16 protein-coding genes are annotated in these 15,669 nt (G+C 53.1%); 5 read left to right on the top strand and 11 right to left on the bottom strand.

What is annotated here, in order from left to right; all coding sequences use genetic code 11:
• Nucleotides 1-70 precede the first annotated feature (70 nt).
• Nucleotides 71-955, top strand: coding sequence for a hypothetical protein (locus KHS78_RS15325; RefSeq protein WP_211829345.1), 885 nt, complete (start codon nucleotides 71-73; stop codon nucleotides 953-955).
• Nucleotides 956-1,037: 82 nt separating this feature from the next.
• Here KHS78_RS15325 and KHS78_RS15320 read toward each other — a convergent pair whose 3' ends face one another.
• Nucleotides 1,038-1,223, bottom strand: coding sequence for a hypothetical protein (locus KHS78_RS15320; protein ID WP_211829344.1), 186 nt, complete (start codon nucleotides 1,221-1,223; stop codon nucleotides 1,038-1,040).
• A 428-nt stretch (nucleotides 1,224-1,651) separates the two neighbouring features.
• Between KHS78_RS15320 and KHS78_RS15315 the strand changes: the two genes are divergently transcribed.
• Entirely contained in the window at nucleotides 1,652-2,377 is a 726-nt protein-coding gene (locus KHS78_RS15315) for a sulfite exporter TauE/SafE family protein (RefSeq protein ID WP_211829343.1), read from the top strand.
• Nucleotides 2,378-2,499: 122 nt separating this feature from the next.
• Nucleotides 2,500-2,685, top strand: a complete 186-nt coding sequence (locus KHS78_RS15310; protein WP_211829342.1) for a hypothetical protein — start codon at nucleotides 2,500-2,502, stop codon at nucleotides 2,683-2,685.
• Between the two features lie 3 nt (nucleotides 2,686-2,688).
• Here KHS78_RS15310 and KHS78_RS15305 read toward each other — a convergent pair whose 3' ends face one another.
• The gene (locus KHS78_RS15305; protein WP_211829341.1) at nucleotides 2,689-3,585 is read right to left on the bottom strand and encodes a LysR family transcriptional regulator ArgP; all 897 of its coding nucleotides are present in this window, start codon (nucleotides 3,583-3,585) and stop codon (nucleotides 2,689-2,691) included.
• A 150-nt stretch (nucleotides 3,586-3,735) separates the two neighbouring features.
• Between KHS78_RS15305 and KHS78_RS15300 the strand changes: the two genes are divergently transcribed.
• Together KHS78_RS15300 and KHS78_RS15295 are read left to right on the top strand one after the other, a co-directional pair.
• Nucleotides 3,736-4,356 carry a LysE/ArgO family amino acid transporter gene (locus tag KHS78_RS15300; RefSeq protein ID WP_211829340.1) on the top strand — a complete coding sequence of 207 codons (621 nt, stop codon included), beginning with the start codon at nucleotides 3,736-3,738 and terminating at the stop codon, nucleotides 4,354-4,356.
• Nucleotides 4,356-4,856 (top strand): YbaK/EbsC family protein, encoded by a 501-nt coding sequence (locus KHS78_RS15295; protein WP_211829339.1) that lies wholly within the window; start codon nucleotides 4,356-4,358, stop codon nucleotides 4,854-4,856. Before KHS78_RS15300 ends, KHS78_RS15295 begins: the two co-directional genes overlap by 1 nt.
• 65 nt (nucleotides 4,857-4,921) lie before the next feature.
• On the opposite strand, the gene dtpA is transcribed toward KHS78_RS15295, so the two are convergent.
• From dtpA to rimI, 9 genes are all read right to left on the bottom strand, one after another.
• Entirely contained in the window at nucleotides 4,922-6,412 is a 1,491-nt protein-coding gene (gene dtpA / locus KHS78_RS15290; protein ID WP_211829338.1) for a dipeptide/tripeptide permease DtpA, read from the bottom strand.
• Nucleotides 6,413-6,683: 271 nt separating this feature from the next.
• On the bottom strand, nucleotides 6,684-7,208 hold the full coding sequence (locus tag KHS78_RS15285) for an FUSC family protein (protein WP_211829337.1): 525 nt from the start codon (nucleotides 7,206-7,208) through the stop codon (nucleotides 6,684-6,686).
• 23 nt (nucleotides 7,209-7,231) lie between these two features.
• Nucleotides 7,232-8,740: an MDR family MFS transporter gene (locus tag KHS78_RS15280; protein WP_211829336.1), complete on the bottom strand. Its 1,509-nt coding sequence runs from the start codon at nucleotides 8,738-8,740 to the stop codon at nucleotides 7,232-7,234.
• The gene (locus KHS78_RS15275) at nucleotides 8,727-9,761 is read right to left on the bottom strand and encodes an HlyD family secretion protein (protein ID WP_211829335.1); all 1,035 of its coding nucleotides are present in this window, start codon (nucleotides 9,759-9,761) and stop codon (nucleotides 8,727-8,729) included. The genes KHS78_RS15280 and KHS78_RS15275 overlap by 14 nt, the downstream gene beginning before the upstream one ends.
• Nucleotides 9,762-9,830: 69 nt before the next feature.
• Nucleotides 9,831-11,327: a discoidin domain-containing protein gene (locus KHS78_RS15270; protein WP_211829334.1), complete on the bottom strand. Its 1,497-nt coding sequence runs from the start codon at nucleotides 11,325-11,327 to the stop codon at nucleotides 9,831-9,833.
• Between the two features lie 190 nt (nucleotides 11,328-11,517).
• Nucleotides 11,518-12,273 (bottom strand): outer membrane protein, encoded by a 756-nt coding sequence (locus KHS78_RS15265; RefSeq protein ID WP_246506539.1) that lies wholly within the window; start codon nucleotides 12,271-12,273, stop codon nucleotides 11,518-11,520.
• A gap of 136 nt (nucleotides 12,274-12,409) precedes the next feature.
• Entirely contained in the window at nucleotides 12,410-13,048 is a 639-nt protein-coding gene (locus KHS78_RS15260) for a carbonic anhydrase (protein WP_211829332.1), read from the bottom strand.
• Between the two features lie 165 nt (nucleotides 13,049-13,213).
• A complete protein-coding gene (locus tag KHS78_RS15255) occupies nucleotides 13,214-15,139 on the bottom strand; it encodes a bifunctional metallophosphatase/5'-nucleotidase (protein WP_211829331.1) in 1,926 nt (641 codons plus the stop codon).
• A 90-nt stretch (nucleotides 15,140-15,229) separates the two neighbouring features.
• On the bottom strand, nucleotides 15,230-15,667 hold the full coding sequence (gene rimI / locus KHS78_RS15250) for a ribosomal protein S18-alanine N-acetyltransferase (RefSeq protein WP_211829330.1): 438 nt from the start codon (nucleotides 15,665-15,667) through the stop codon (nucleotides 15,230-15,232).
• Nucleotides 15,668-15,669 lie beyond the last annotated feature (2 nt).

Here is a 15,669-nt window from a genome sequence, read left to right as displayed (position 1 = left end):
TTTGTTAGTGTTTTTTACTTTGATTTCTGCTGTCTTTAACTGTTCAATATTTGTTGTTTTGGAGAAAGCTATGGAAGGTGTTCAACAAGTTGGAAGTTTGCCTGTTGCTACAGGGAGTAAAAAAAGAAAGCGTGATGAGGATGAATCGAAGAAGCAGCATTTTACAAGGTCGACATTTGGTTCATCTGAGCAATCACTGGATACTAGAGGTGTTCAAGTCACGACGGGGAGAAGTGTTGCCGGTGGTATTCCAAGTCACATGCAGAGTCGATACCCTGACAATTTCGATTGGGCTAAACATAGCTACTTGGCTAAATATGTGGATTATGAAAATTATTCACAAGTCTCTTTTTTGGTTAGAAATCCAGATGAATGGAATAAGTATAAGAAGTTTAAAGAAATGATGGGAGCATTGTGTCAGTCTGATTTTTATCTGTTTAGTAAAGAGCATAATGAGGTTAGTGATAAGATTTTTGAAAAGAAGGATGTGTATGAGTGGTTGTTGTTTGTAAAGGAAAAAGCAGCTAAGCAAGATAAAAATAATCCTGATTTAAATGATTTGTTTTTGGAGGTTCGTGTTCATTCTGTGTTTTATGATGCTTATCATGAGGCAAAAAGTGAGGCAGAAAAAGCTGAAGAAAAACCAAAGTCAGCTGATTGTGTATTTGACTGGAAAAGACTTGGTGAAAATATAGTCGCCGATGAAGATGTAGCTTTAGGTAAGGAGCGGCTTTTTGGAAGTGTTTTGCCATCAGGTGAAGAAAGTGATTTATCTGATAGGGATGTGGCCATGAAAAAGAAAAAAAAGAAGTCGGCTTCGTACTGGAAAAACAAGCATGATTCTCTAAAGATCAATTATTGCTTTCTTAAAGCGGAAAGGGATCGGTTAAGTCAAACGGTTGATGAATATAAAGTAAAAATGAGAAAAATTAAAAATATAGTCAAGGATGATTGAAGTGCTGAATGACATCCAGTGAGGTTGAGGTTTTCTAAATGCCTGGAAAAGCTCAACCCCACTGGATGTTTAAAAAACGTAGTTAACTAAGTTTATAACGATAAATCAGCAGGTGCTTGTCCTTGACCTGCTTCAAGCCAAACTTCAGCAGTTTCGCCTTGCGCTCGCCGACGGTGATGTCGGACTCTTCAGCAGTGGCAATAAAGGCGCTGACATCATCAGCGTGATCAGAGTCTACGGTTTCCTTGACTCCCCACGGGAGCGACATGACATGGTCATAGTCTCAGGTTTCGCAGATCTTGGCTTCCCGTTCGGCGATGGAGCGGAGAATGCTCTCCTCAAACGCCTTGGTAACATTCCCGTCTTCAGCAAAAAGCACGCGCGCACCTCTTTGGCTGGATAACTGGTGGATTGAGTTGTGTCCTGATTCACATTGTGTCAGGTCGATGATGTTCGTCTGTGCTTCATAAAAGCTGACGAACAGGTGAGATTTTAATGGCCAGTGTGTTGGTTGAAATGGCGCTAAGCAGGGTAAATTTCTGTTGTGGCATGCCCTTGAATTGGGGAGCAGCCATGAATTGTTGATGTGCAGCAACCGGGCTACGACTTATTGCATATTTCGTAATATTATTTATTGATTCTTTTTAGTTATAAGTGTCAACTGCGAGGATTCACGTATCGGTTTGGAGTCTCGCAGTGGACGTGCTCTCGCTGTCCATGGTGCTGTATGCCATGGTGATTTTTTGTGGTGCTTTCATTCAGGGCTCTCTCGGATTCGGGCTGGCGATTGTGTCAGCTCCGGTGCTCTATTGGTTGAATCCTGTGCTGGTGCCAGGGCCTGTTATCATGATGGCGCTTTCGGTCGCTGCCATTAATCTGTTTCGTTACCGTCGCACGATTTCCCTCAAAGGCCTGGGCAGTGCGATTGCCGGACGTATCCCAGGTTCCCTGCTGGGCGGTTATCTGCTGACCGTGGTATCCGGAGATGCATTGACTCTGTTTTTAGGCAGTATGGTATTGCTGGCTGTTCTGGTCAGCCTGAGTCGCATCCGTATTTCTGCTACACCTGCCACCCTCTGCACAGCAGGTTTTCTCTCTGGTGTCATGGGGACAGCAACAGCTATTGGCGGACCGCCTATGGCACTGGTTATGCAGCATGAAAGTGCCGAAAACATGCGGGCCAACCTGTCCGGTTATTTTGTGATCAGCAGCATTGTGTCGCTGGTGATTCTCTTTGCAAACGGGTATTTCAACCGGGAGCAGCTGGAGTTATCCCTGATGATGGTGCCCGCCGCTATCCTTGGGGCTGTTACTGCCGGCTACGTGTCTCACCGCTTCAGCCAAAGACTTCTACGACACGGTGTGCTCGGCCTTTGTACGGTCTGTGGCCTGGTGGCCATTCTGTCGGTCATTATGGGTTGAGCCATCGGCGATGTTGCCTGACGGCAGGGGGTTAAGCTGGGCGCATTGATTCCGATAGTTCTTCTTAGAGATGCCGGATCGTTTGTCCGGAACGGCGTGAATGCGAGGGAGGACGATCAGTCATGGATGACGACAACCACACAGATAAACCCGAACCGAAATCGGCTGCGGAGCTGATGAATCAGGATCCATCTGTTGGCCAGCCCGGCGAGATCATCGATGCGGTGCATGAAGAGGACATCTGGTCGGATCCTCTCTTTGAAGCGTTTAATGACCCGGTGTTCAGCCCGGCGCCCCCGAAAAAATAAAGGTCAGGCCAGCACCTCGCAGGCATGCCGGACGAGGTCGCGGCTGACCCTCTTCAGCAAGTCAGTTTCCAATGCCCAGCGATGCCAGTAGAGGTGGCGGTTGACCGTTAATCCCGGTGTCACATCCTTGAGAATCCCTGTTTCAAGTGCCTGCCGGATCATGAGATCAGGTATCAGGCAGTAGGCCAGGCCTTCACAGGCCAGCTTGATAAACGCCTCCGATGAACGTGCGGTATGGCTTGGCATGGCATTGTCATCAAACGCAAAGTGTTGCTGGAAAAAGGTCTGGTGCAGGGTGTCGTGGTAATCATAGACGGCAGCGGGCGCTTGCCTCAGTGCCTCGTGGGTAATGCCTTCGGGAAAATACCGGGCAATGAAGGCCGGTGTGGCAACACAGCGATAATCCATTCTGCCCAGCCGGTCGCAGCGGCAGCCGGGCAGGGTGTGGCTGTCGAGGCTGATGGCGCCAATGACTTCGCCCTTGCGTAGCAGGTCCAGCGTGCGGGATTCATCTGCGATCACGAGGTCAAGGCTGACCGAGTGGGTTCGGAGGGTGTCAGCCAATGCGGGAATCAGCCAGCTGGCCACGCTGTCGGCGTTGGCGGCAAGGCTGAGCGTTGGGTAAGGCAGGGCGTCTGCGTTGTAACATAGCTCTGGCAGGACGTCCTGTTCCAGCAGCTGCACCCGTCGATAGAGACCCAGCAGTTTGCGGCCGGTCTCAGTCGGCATCGGTGGTTGACTGCGGATCAGCAGGGGCTGGGCCAGCCGTTTTTCCAGTTCCCGAATGCGCTGGGATACCGCTGACTGGGTGATGTGTAACGTCTGTGCTGCCGTTTCAAAGCTGCCGGTGCTGATCACGGCATCCAGCGCAGACACCAGCTTGTAGTCCAGATGCTTCATTAGAAAAACTAATCAATCATAAAAATGATTAAATTTTCTAATGTTTTGGTTAGGTTTACTATCACTTTATGTCATGTGGACTTTTCCGGTTCGCTGTCATGATGAGTAGCACATTTCTTTGAATACTGTTTGGGGGAAAGAACACCGATCATGTTATCTGTCTGGCCATTACTCCAGGGCTTTGGCCTGGGAGCCACCATGATTATTCCCATTGGGGCGCAGAATGCTTATGTGCTGAATCAGGGCATCCGGCGTCAGCACCACCTGTTGACGGCAGCCGTCTGTGCCATTTGCGATATTCTCCTTATTGCCTTGGGGGTGTTTGGCGGTGGGGCGTTGTTTGCCAGTCAGCCAACGCTATTGTTGGCTGTGTCCTGCGGTGGCGCCGCTTTCCTGTTTTGGTATGGTTTTCTGTCCATGAAGAGTGCGCTCCGTGCGGCGGATGAGGTGGCAGAAACACAGGTGACCGGTACGAGTCGTCGTGCGGTGATTGCTGGCACTTTGGCGGTCACCTTGCTGAATCCCCATGTCTATCTGGATACCGTGATGATATTGGGCGGTATCGGTGGGCAGTTTGAGGGTAGCGATCGTATCACCTTTGCGGCAGGCACCATGATAGCGTCGTTTGCCTGGTTTTTTGCCCTTTCCATCGGGGCGGCTAGATTGTCACCGATTCTCGGTCGGCCAGCGGTCAGGCGCTGGATTGACGGCGTCATCTGGCTGATGATGTGGGTGATTGCTTTTTCATTGTTGAAACGGGTAATGATGTAATGCGTGAACGCTTGGAACAGATTTACCAGAGAACGGTCGCCCAGTTGAATGAAGCGGGTGTCAAATGGCAGCGCTGGGAGCATGAACCCATCCTGGATTTCGAAACGGATGCCAAGCTTGCTGCAGAGTTGGGTTGGACGGCTGAACCGAGCAAAAGCCTGTTTCTCCGTCTGAAAGATGGGCGCTACTGCATCTATCTGACCCATCGGGATGCACGGCTGGATAGCAAGGCGGTGAGACAGCTGCTGGGGAGTCGTCCATCGGTCTGCAGTCCGGAAACCATGCAGGATGTGATTGGTTGTTTGCCGGGCGCCGTGTGTCCTTTTGGGCAGGATGCTGACATTGTCATGGTGGTGGATCCCCGCCTGAAGGGTCTAAAGGAGATCATGTTCACGCCTGGGCTGCCGGAAATGACGGTGGCGATTGCGGTCAAAGACCTGGATACGGTGTTGTCCGTGTTGCCTAACCCTGTGTTTTGGCTGGAGGAAGCGGCGGCCTGATGCGGTTTTGAGTTTGTAAAAAAGCCCCGCTATGTCGGGGCTTTTTTCGTCCGCCTGGAGGCGTTTTAGTGGGCGGTAGCCGCGTGTTCAGTCATGTTTTCATCACCGTTGATCATGCGGGCCAGCAGGGGCGCTGTCAGCAGCATGAGGCCTGCCATCACAGCAGCGGCCAGGCCAATCTCCAGGAAAACTTTGGAGTAAACAGGCAGTGTTTGCAGGGCATCAACCGCGCCATTACTGCTCGGCACTGTGGTCATTGAGGCGATGAAGCCACCGATGACAGAGGCTGCCGCAGAGGTCAGGAACCAGGCGCCCATGATGAAGCCGGTCAGGCGCTGGGGGACCAGCTGTGCCACCATGGCCAGTCCCAGTCCGCTGATCAGCAGCTCACCGATCGCCTGGAAGAAATAGCTGGCGATAATCCAGCCGGAAGAGACAATGCCCATGTGGTTGGCAAACTGGGCGCCTAGCGGCAGGATCAGGAAGCTGGTGGCGCACAGGGTCATGCCAATCGCAAACTTCATGGGCATGGAGAGGTCACGGCCAGTGTTGCCCATCCGGTTGTAGAGGTAAGCCAGTATCGGGCTGGCCAGCATGATCCAGAACGGGTTCAGGGACTGGAACGTGACCGGGTTAATGGCCATGCCCAGGATGCTGTGCTCGACGTTGTTGATGGCGAAGAAGTTCAGGGACGTCGGCATCTGCATGTAGAGCACGAAGAAGACCACTGCCTGAAGCATCATGATCAATGCGGCGATCATCTTTTTCTGTTCAGTGCCTTTGCTTGCAATGATCTCTTTGAGGAATATCACGACAACAAGGCTACTGACAGCCGCCAGCAGAACGTGGGCGACGGTCAGGTTCTGGAGCATCCAGGCGCTGAGGAAGATGGCTGCGACAGTACCCGCCAGCACCAGAACCATCTTTTTCATATCGAGGGGGGCAAGGTCTGGTGCAGAACCAATTCCGTCTACCCAGCTGCGCAGGAACCAGTAGCTGGCGACAGACAGGATCATACCCAGCGTGCAGGTGAAGAAACCGACACTCCAGCCAAAGCGATCCGTCAATATAGGAACAAGAATCATGGAGATAAAGGAACCGATGTTGATGGCCATGTAATACATGGTAAAAGCGCCATCAAGACGTTTGTCGCCTTCTTCGTAACACTTGGACAGCAGGCTGGAAGGGTTAGCCTTGAACAGGCCGTTACCGACAGCAATACAGCCTAGTGCCAGATACACCAGGTGATGGTCATGGTCGGCAAGCCCCATCAGCAGGTAGCCGCTGGCCAGTACCAGTGCGCCGAGCACCATGGTGCGTTTGGTGCCGATCACCCGGTCACCGATAAAACCACCGATCGCCACCAAGCCAAACACCAGTGCACTGAAAGCACCGAACGTGGTGAATGAGGTGGTGTCATCCATACCAAGCTGTTTGACGAAATAGACGGCAAGCAGCGCCTGAAGTCCGTAGTAACCAAATCGTTCCCAGAGTTCCAGGAAGAAAATCATGTAAAACGGTTTAGGCTGTCGTAAGACATTGGTCGACTGAGACATCAAGACTCCAGACATGTGACGATAAGGGAGCAATAACAGGCGCGAGTGTTTCTAGGTAGGGACACAGGGCAGTCAGCTATCGGACACCCTACAATGCGATGGTTGCCTGTAGTTTTGATCTTCGTCATTTTTTGACGGGGTAGGCGGGAAAAACCTCTGGTAAAGGGTTTTAAGCCAGAAAAAAAGTGTTATTTCTGTTTGAATTGATTGTAAAAAATGTTGTTCGTGATTTTTTGTCGAATTATTTAATGATTTTGGTGCGTTAGTCCTCCTATTTCTTTGTGTATTTGTCCCGCTTTTGCTGTTCGACGTACCGGATCGTTTTATCCAGCAGCCAGGAAACCAGTACGCCAACACCCACGCCAATGCAGGATTCTATCAGTCGCAGTATGGCGTTCTTGACCGGGTTAATCTCGGAGACGGATGACACCACAATGACCACTGACATGGTGATCGCTGCCAGTTTCACGTGCTGGCCGTAGTTCAGCAGATAGCAGAGCAGTGAGGCAATTCCGATAAACAGGGCGTAGCTGAAAGGGTTGAAGGAAAACAGCAGCAGGTAGACGGCGCCAAACAGACAGCCGATGGCTGAGCCGGTCACCCGTGTTCGGGCGGTGTCGATGCTCTCCTTGACGGTGGCGGGTTCCGACACGATCAGCCCGGAAATAACAGCCCAAAGTCCGCCGACCATGGCAGTGGGTTCATGCCACAGCCGGGTGAAACTGTAGCCGGCAATGTAGGCGATAAACGCAATGCAGGTGAATCGAATGGTTGAGCGAATAGCCATTCTGTCCATGTTGATGAACGGCCTCCACAAGGTCAGGTGTTTTGGGGAACAGGTGATACCGGTGTTTTCCTGAACATCAGGACCAGCGGTATCAGGACCAGGTAGGTCACCATGATGAAGACAAAGGTGTAGACAAAGGCCAGTAGTGATGACTGTTGCTGCAGCATGTGGGCGATACTGGCCATGAAGTCCGGGTTGACCAGAGAGGTATTTTGCTCGGCCGCATACTGTTGCAGGGTGATGTTATCCGGTGACAGCGCACCTCCCAGGCTATGCCATTCTGACTGCTGTACCCGGGAAAAATAGGTATTCACAATGGCAATGCCGAATGAACTGCCGATGGTGCGGCAGAGGTTATAGACGACGGCGCCGCCGGTCGCCTGTTGCGGGTTGAGTGTCATGAAGGCCATTTGTGATAAGGGGGCAAAGACCAACCCCATGCCGGCGCCCTGGATCAGGCTGGGGAAAATAATCCAGAAAAGATCAATATTCAGGGAGTAATGGGTCATCAGCCAGGTGCCCAGTGCATTGAGCAGCAAACCGATAACGACCAGCATACGGCCATCCAGCTGATCCATGATCCGGGCAATGGAGAGTAATACGACGGCAGATGCCAGCCCCCGGGGTGCCATGACAAAACCGGTGGTTTCGACCGGGTAATTCAGTAACTGTTCCAGCATCATGGGTTGTAGCTGGGTAATGCCAAACATACCCAGGGCGAAGCAGCTCATGATCAGGCAGGACGCGGCCAGGTTACGGTCTTTCAGCAGCCATATGGGAGCAATATCACCCCGGGTCATAACGGAGCGAATGATAAACAGAAGCAGGGTGATGGCACTGATGATGCTGGCAAACAGGATCAGGTTAGAGCTGAACCAGTTTTCCTCGTTTCCCCGCGACAACACCATTTGTAGTAACCCGATGCCAATGGCCATATTGACCACTAACAGCCAATCGACACGTGTGGCGCCCCGGTTGTTGATATGTACATAGCGCCACAACAGCCCCAGGCAGAGGATGCCAACCGGCAGGTTGACATAGAAAATCCAGCGCCAGTCCAGATGTTCCGTGATGATGCCGCCAACCGTTGGGCCAAGAATGGGCCCCAGCAGAATGCCCACACTGAACAGCGCCATCGCCTTGCCTCTTTCCTCTTTCGGGTAAATCTGAACGAGGATGGATTGCGCCAGGGGGATGACTGAGGCGCCAAAGGCGCCCTGAAGGATTCGAAACGTAATCATTTCGGCGAGTGAGTCGGCTTGGCCGCATAGGGCGGAGGTGGTGACGAAGCCGGCAATGGAAATCAGCAACAGGTTGCGCTCCCCGAAGCGCAGGGTCAGGTAACTGGCCAGCGGAATAAAGATCGCCTCCGCCATGGTATAGGCGGTCAGCACCCAGGTGATTTGCTCGGAGGTGACGCCCAGTGAACCCATCATATGGGGCAGGGAGACATTGGCGATGGTCATGTCCAGCAACACCATGATGGCGGAGAGCATGATCGCCAGGGTGACCGTCGTCCGGTTCACGTTATGAGCTGCCATCAGTGGTGTCATTGTGGGCAACGGTATCCACGGTCACCGTGCCACTGGCGCCGACCCGCAGGGGCGGCTGTCCGGCCTGTTGCACAATGCTGATCTTGACTGGAAAGCGCTGGGGGATTTTGACCCAGTTGCCCGTTGCGTTTTCCGGAGGCAGCAGGGAAAAGGCGGAACCACTGGCCGGTGAAATGGCTTCTACCCGGCCGGAGAAGGTGGTGTCCGGATACATGTCCAGATCAATATCCACCGGCATGCCGGGACGGATACGACCCAGATCGTCTTCCTTGAAGTTGGCCTGCATCCAGAAACTGCCGTCGACAACCAGCGGTGTCATGGCCTGACCCACGGCAACGATACTTCCGGGATGGATGCTGACTTTGCCCAGCAGGCCCGAGGTTGGCGCCGTAATGTTGGTATACGACAGGTTTAGGCTGGCCTGGGTCAGTGCAGCGGCGGCTTCTTTCACCGCAGGCGCTTTGCTGCCATCCGCGCCTTGTTCTGCCACCAGTTGGGAGAGAGTGGCCCGGGCGGCATCCAGGGTGTTTTGTGCCGCGGAGAGATCGGCTCTGGCGTCATCGGCGGATTGTTTGGGCAATACGCCTTCCGCCACCAGCGCCAGGGTGCGGGAGTAATGGGTTTGTACGTCGGTCAGTTTGGCATTGCTGCTGCGGACATCGGCACTGGCTGCGAGGATGGCTTCCCCGGCAGCACGATTCTGCTGGGTAGCGTTTTCATAAACGGCCCGGGCTTTGTCCAGTGCCGCTTCATAAGGCGCCGGGTCAATCTGAACCAGCAGGTCGCCTTTGTCGACGGCCTCATAATCCACGATATTGACACGGTTTACCTTGCCCGCGACCTGGGAGGCAATATAAATAATGCTGGCATGGATGTAGGCATCATCGGTATTCGGGTACTTTTTCTGGTGTTGCAGATAGAGGTATCCGGCAGCCACCAGTAATACGACGATGGCCAGCGTGATCAGCCAGTTGCGTCGTATGTGTTCATGGGTTCCGTTTTCCTGCATAGCGTTGACCTGGAAAGTGTGAAACTGTTCCCTGAAAAGGATGGAGTGAGCCTGTTGTGACCGGGCGGATCAGTGCCAGCGTGATGACAGTTCAAGGAAATTGGCCATGATCGGTCCAGACTGGTTGTAAGGCACCACGGCGGCGGGGTGGAATTGGGTGGAATAGACCGGGCGGTTCATGTTACGCATGACCTGGATATAGGATGACCGGGCCATGACGGCAAAATCCTGGTGCTCCTTGATGAACACTTGGCTGACGGCCCAGCTGTGAATTTCAACCGCCTGGAAGGGATTGGGTACCTTGTCAAAGAGTGGATCACTGGAAAACTGTGGCAGGATCTCGACCTTATCCACCGGCATGCCCATATACCGCCTGAACAGGGAGTCATCAAACCATTCCATCCAGTGGGCAAAGCTGATGCCGTGGGCCATGGCAAAGAATTCGTTGCCAGCGCACATCCCCATCATGGGGATGTTATCCACATCGCGCATGACCTCATATTCACCGTAATACTCGAACATGGGCAGGTATTGCCAGTCGGCATTATTGCCGCTGAACATAATGGCCATGGGGCGGTGTTTCAGACGACGGAGGACATCCAGTGAGAAATCATAGTGGGGGATCAGTACCGTCTTGTAGCCTTTGCTTTCCACAAAACGTTTGAGGTGGGTATAGGTGTAACCATCCATCTGGTTGCCGACCAACAGGACGTAACGGCCATCCGGTACATCGGGAATCGCGGGTTGTCCACGGGTATAGGGAATGATGGCGTTGATCTGGGCCTGCAGGGCATTTTGCTTGTTGATCATCAGACGGAAGAACCGTGCCGAGATCGGTTTGAAATCAATAATATTGCGGTAGGTATCGTTACCCGTGACGCGGGTCTCTTCAATGGTTTTCCAGTGGTTCAGGTCATCGCTGCTCTGCCAGTAAAAATCGACCAGCCAACCTGGAGCCGGTGTAATACTGCGGGTAGACAGCATCCAGAAACGGCTGAGGGTGGTGCGTTCTCCCATGTCCAGAATAACCCAGTTGTCTTTGTCTCCCACACCCAGTGGTGCACTGTTCCAGTAGGTCAGCTGCCCCTGGTCATCCCAGTCGATGATATTGTTCGGATTCTCGCCGGAAGAGGCCAGCACCTGTTTGACTGGTGCTCGTACATAGCCGCTAAAAGTACGGGAGCCAGCGGCGTCCAGCGTGAACCGGCTGACGGCCCAGTCACTGCTCAGTCCTTTTGGGGTGAGGGTGCGTACACGCCAGTAATAGCGTCCGTCCGACAGGGCATCCCGTGCTGGAATGCGCATCTGGGCGTAGTACTGGTTAAATGGCCTGATGTCACTATAGGTGGCTACGGTCTGTCGGAATTTGGCATCTTTGGCAATCTGCAGTTCGTAGATCCAGGAGGGATCTGCACCGGCCAGGGAGAATGTCAGTACTGGTCGGGGGTTGGTGAGCACTATGTCCCACTGAGGGTTATTGTTGAGCCTGGGGGTTGGCAGCGAGGCGGCGAAAGAGAGCGAGCACCACAGAGTGGTTAGGAACAGCAGGGCGCGGCAGGATTTCATGCGAGCAGACTCAGTGACCGGGAATGTAATCAGGGCAGGTGTATTAGTGATTATGCGGATGGGATAACAATGATCCGCCTATGGAAGTTAGCACAGGGCTGACTGTTCGCAAGATTTTCCCGGCTGGCAGGGTATGGCTGAAATCCTGCACTGGGACGTAGTGTCACCAGTGCAGTGTGTTATAGATGTATCAATGGAAGAGGTAGCGTACGCCGAATAGCAGGGTGGTAGATTCCAGGTCGCCCTTGAAGGATTCATCACCGGTGGCGGGCAGGTTGTCCAGCTCCCAGTTGCCCAGGTTCCGGTGTTCGAGGCCAAGGTCAAACGTCAGGTTCTGGTCGAACTGGTAGGACAGGCCGATGCCGATGGTCCAGGCGGTGTCATTACTGGTGGTGTCATCCCATTTTTCATTCCAGTTGGCATTGGCGGAGAACGTCTGCACACCAGATGCCTTATTTCGCGCATAGCCGATGCCGGCCATGAAGTAGGGGGCCACGGTCTCATTGATGGGAATATCAAAATAGGCTTTGAGCAGGTAAATTTCGGATTCCACACTAATTTTGTTGAAGCCGGTTCCAAGGGGCTGAACGATTCCGGTTCCAAATTGATCACCACCAATTTGCAGATCAATTTGAAAATCTGATTCACGTTGCAGAGAACCTTCCAGCTCTAGCCTGAAATGTTTGTTCAGGATAAACCCTATGCCTAAGGCTGCTGTTGATGCGTCATCGCTGTTGTTTTCTTTGACGATACCCAAGCTACCGTTTTGAGTCACGGAAGGGTATCCAGGATCACCTAACACTAAAATTGGATTGGTTGCTTCGGTATTGGTGATCTGGGTTGATGCCATTCCCCCGCGGGCAAAAGCATACATATCGACAGCTTGACTGGTTGCTGGCAGGCAAAAGACCATGCCTGTCAGCAATGCATTGCGGACTTTAATCATCACGTACCATTCCATGGTTTGAGGTTTGACTGGAAAGCGACAACTGAAACCGCACGCTTGTTAATAAGCAATGATAGACAAAGTTTGTCCCGTCAAAATCAGTCGGGAAGTTGACGGGCAATAGTGCTCACGGCGTTTATTCCTGGTCAGTACTCTGATATTGCGAGGGTATGGTATCCGGGCCATTAACCGAGACGCCGATCTCTTTCAGCAAACCATCGCCGATATCGTAAATACAGCCGTGAATGGTCAGGGGAAAGTGATTTTGCCATGCTTTTCGAACGGTCGTGGTGTTGGCGACATTGACGACCTGGTGAGCGACATTGAGTTCACAGAGCAGATTGATACGCTCTTCCTCATCGGTCAGTAAATCAAACTGCGCTTTATGTTGCTGATAAATGTCTTCAAGGTGGTGAAGCCAGTTACCCAGCTTTCCGGAAACACCGCCGTTGAGGGCGGCTTTCACGCCGCCGCAGTCGTAATGACCGGCCACTACGATATGCTTGATTTTCAGGGCTTCCACAGCAAACTGCAGAACAGAGAGGCAGTTGGTGTCATCATGTAAGACCATGTTGGCGACATTCCGGTGTACCAGCAGGTCACCCGGCTGCGCGCCGGTGAGCATTTCGGCAGGTACCCGGCTGTCACAGCAACCGATCCAGAGATACTGGGGCGACTGCCCGGCGCTCAGGCGACTGAAGAAGTCAGGATCCTTTGTCTTGTTTTCCTGTGCCCAGGTACGATTGTTGATCAGTAGTGGTTTTAAAGCAGCCATTGAATATTCAGGGTGTCAGGTAATCGTTTAATAAAGCATTGTGTCTGCTGCTTACCAGCAGGAACATGCAATCTGTTGTATGTAAGTGTAGTTTGTTACAGGGCTGGAGATCGAGAAAGGCGCGGTACGCCTGCAGCCGCAAGGCATACCGCTTGATGACGCGTATTAACGCCGTAATCGCCGTCCCACAGCGACCAGTAACCATCCCAGCAAGCCGATCAGGATAATCAGCAGACCCAGCGTCGTCCATAGAATCCAGGTGCTGTTACTGAAAAGTTTGGCCGGATTGAGGCTATGATCTGCGATCATGCGCTGTTCCGTGGTGGTACTGTCCAGCGGGATGTCGGACAGGCCGTCGTTATCCAGATCCGGTAACGAACCCAGATAATCCATCATGGCCTGCCAGATTTTCATTTCCTGAATGCCAGGTGTTTCCGGGCTGATATCCAGAATGGCGTCACGGATATTGGCAATGGGTTGGCCGTTGGCGTATTTCGGGGTGACGCTCAGCAGGCCATGGCTGATATCCGGGATGATCCAGGTAAAGCTGCCGACATAGCTGGTGCCGCCAATGCTGTAGAGACGATCGCTTTTACCACTGAGATCCATCATGGTGTAGCCATTGACGGGATCGCCCAGTTCCACCTTTGTCACCCGGTCAAACGGAGGGCGGAAGTTGTTATAGGTAAAGCGAATGCCGGACAGGCGTGGGTAATAGGCGTCGCTGCGGGTCTGATAACCGAGCAGCAGCACTTCCAGCAGGCTCTTAACCTCAGGACCCGTCAACCAGGCTTTCATCAATGGGTATCCGGGTTCATCATCGTGTTCGCCGATACCGAGGGGCTGGATGCGGAAGATGTCAGAGACAGCTTGCACACCGGTTTCGCCCTGCAGGATATCGTCACGCAGTGTCCCGTTGCCAGTCAGGCCGATATCGGCGCCGGTCGCTTTGCGGATGGCATCGGTGACCAGGTTGCCGAGCCGCGGGTCATCATAGTCCCTGCCCAGGTCGGTGGGGGTTTTGACCAGTGGCTGGTCGAAGTGATAACCCCTGGGCGTGAGCATCTTTTCACTGACCTGCACCTTGAAATCGGCAATCATTTTGCTGATTTCCGGATCCCCGGGAATCTTGTCATTGATCGGATGAAGTTTATAGGCGGTCATGCGAATACCGTTGTCGGTCAGCTTGACCGCCATTTCGCCCAGATACTGACCATCGGAACCCGCCTGCACAATCGGCGTACCGTTGATCATGATGGGTTCAAAAATTGGGGTATGGCTGTGGCCGCCGATGATGATATCAATACCCGGTATCTGGCGGGCATACTCGACTTCCTCACCCGTCCAGAGGCCGTCGCTGTTTTGCACCACACCGCTGTGGGAGAGCAGGATAACGACATCCGCTTTATCCTGTTGTTTCAGTTCAGCCACCATGGATTTTGCCACTTCGATCTGACGGTCAATCCGCACAGGTTGTGCATTCGGGGCTGAATTACGGGCATCGACACCGATCAAACCAAAGAAACCAAACCGGATGCCATCTTTTTCCAGCACCAGCTTGCGACGGATCAACTGGTCGTCGTAGACCGCTTTCAGCGATGCGTCGCCTTTGCCTGATTCGGAGAAAAACAGGTTGGAGATCACGATGGGCGGAATGGCGCCTTGTGCCTGATGCGCAGAGCGGATCATCTGCGCAAGCCCATCTGGACGGAAATCAAATTCATGGTTACCGAGGGTGATGGCGTCATAGCCCAGCTTCTGCATCAACTGGAGTTCGGCGCCGGTTTCCCGGGTAATCGTGTGAAACAGGGTGCCCATGCTGAAGTCACCGCCATCAAGCAGTATCAACGGTTCACCGGCGGTTTGTTGTGCGCGGATCGTCTTGATTTGGGTAGCGAGACGGGCGATGCCACCGGTGGTTTTGTCATCGTTGACCGTGTGGGGGGTGTACTCAAGGTTGGGGCCGAAACCCAACAGGCGGGACTGCCAGTCATTGGTATGCAGCAGGGTGAAGTTCTTTTCATCCGCCTGTGCGATCAGGGGCGGCAGGAACAGCAATAGCGTGAAGCATGCTCGGAGCAGTGTGGCCATGGGCAAAGCCTGTCATCGTTGTTGTTGGCGTGGCGGCAGTCTATCGGCCTGCGCCACGCATGGGAAGGGAGTGATCGACAGAAGGCGATGTCAATCGTCAAGAAAGGTGAGATCCATGACCATGACGATGGCTTCTTCCCGTCCCTGTTTGGTTGGATAGTAATTCTTGCGCCGGCCTATTTCCGAAAAACCGTTTTCCAGATAAAGCGTAATGGCGCCCTGGTTCGAGGCGCGGACTTCCAGGAACATAACCTCGGCATCCAGTGTGGCAGCGGCTTTGAGAAGCTGGTTGAGCAATCGTTGACCCAGTCCCTGGCGCTGGTGGTTGGGTGATACGACCAGGTTCAGCAGGTGCGATTCACCAATGGCCGCAGAGATGATGCCAAAGGCGACAATGTCCCCGTCCTGTTCCAGTACCTGGCAGTGATAGCCAGAGGTGATGCAGTCCCTGACGTTACCAATGGACCAGGGGTGCGAATGTGCAAGGCATTCGATGGCAAATACGGACTCAAGGTCCTCAAGCGTCATGG

This window comes from Kistimonas asteriae (assembly GCF_018263925.1).
GTDB classification, from domain to species: domain Bacteria; phylum Pseudomonadota; class Gammaproteobacteria; order Pseudomonadales; family Endozoicomonadaceae; genus Kistimonas; species Kistimonas asteriae.
Note: the sequence above shows the minus strand (reverse complement) of the source record. Positions and strands in the feature narration are given on the sequence as shown.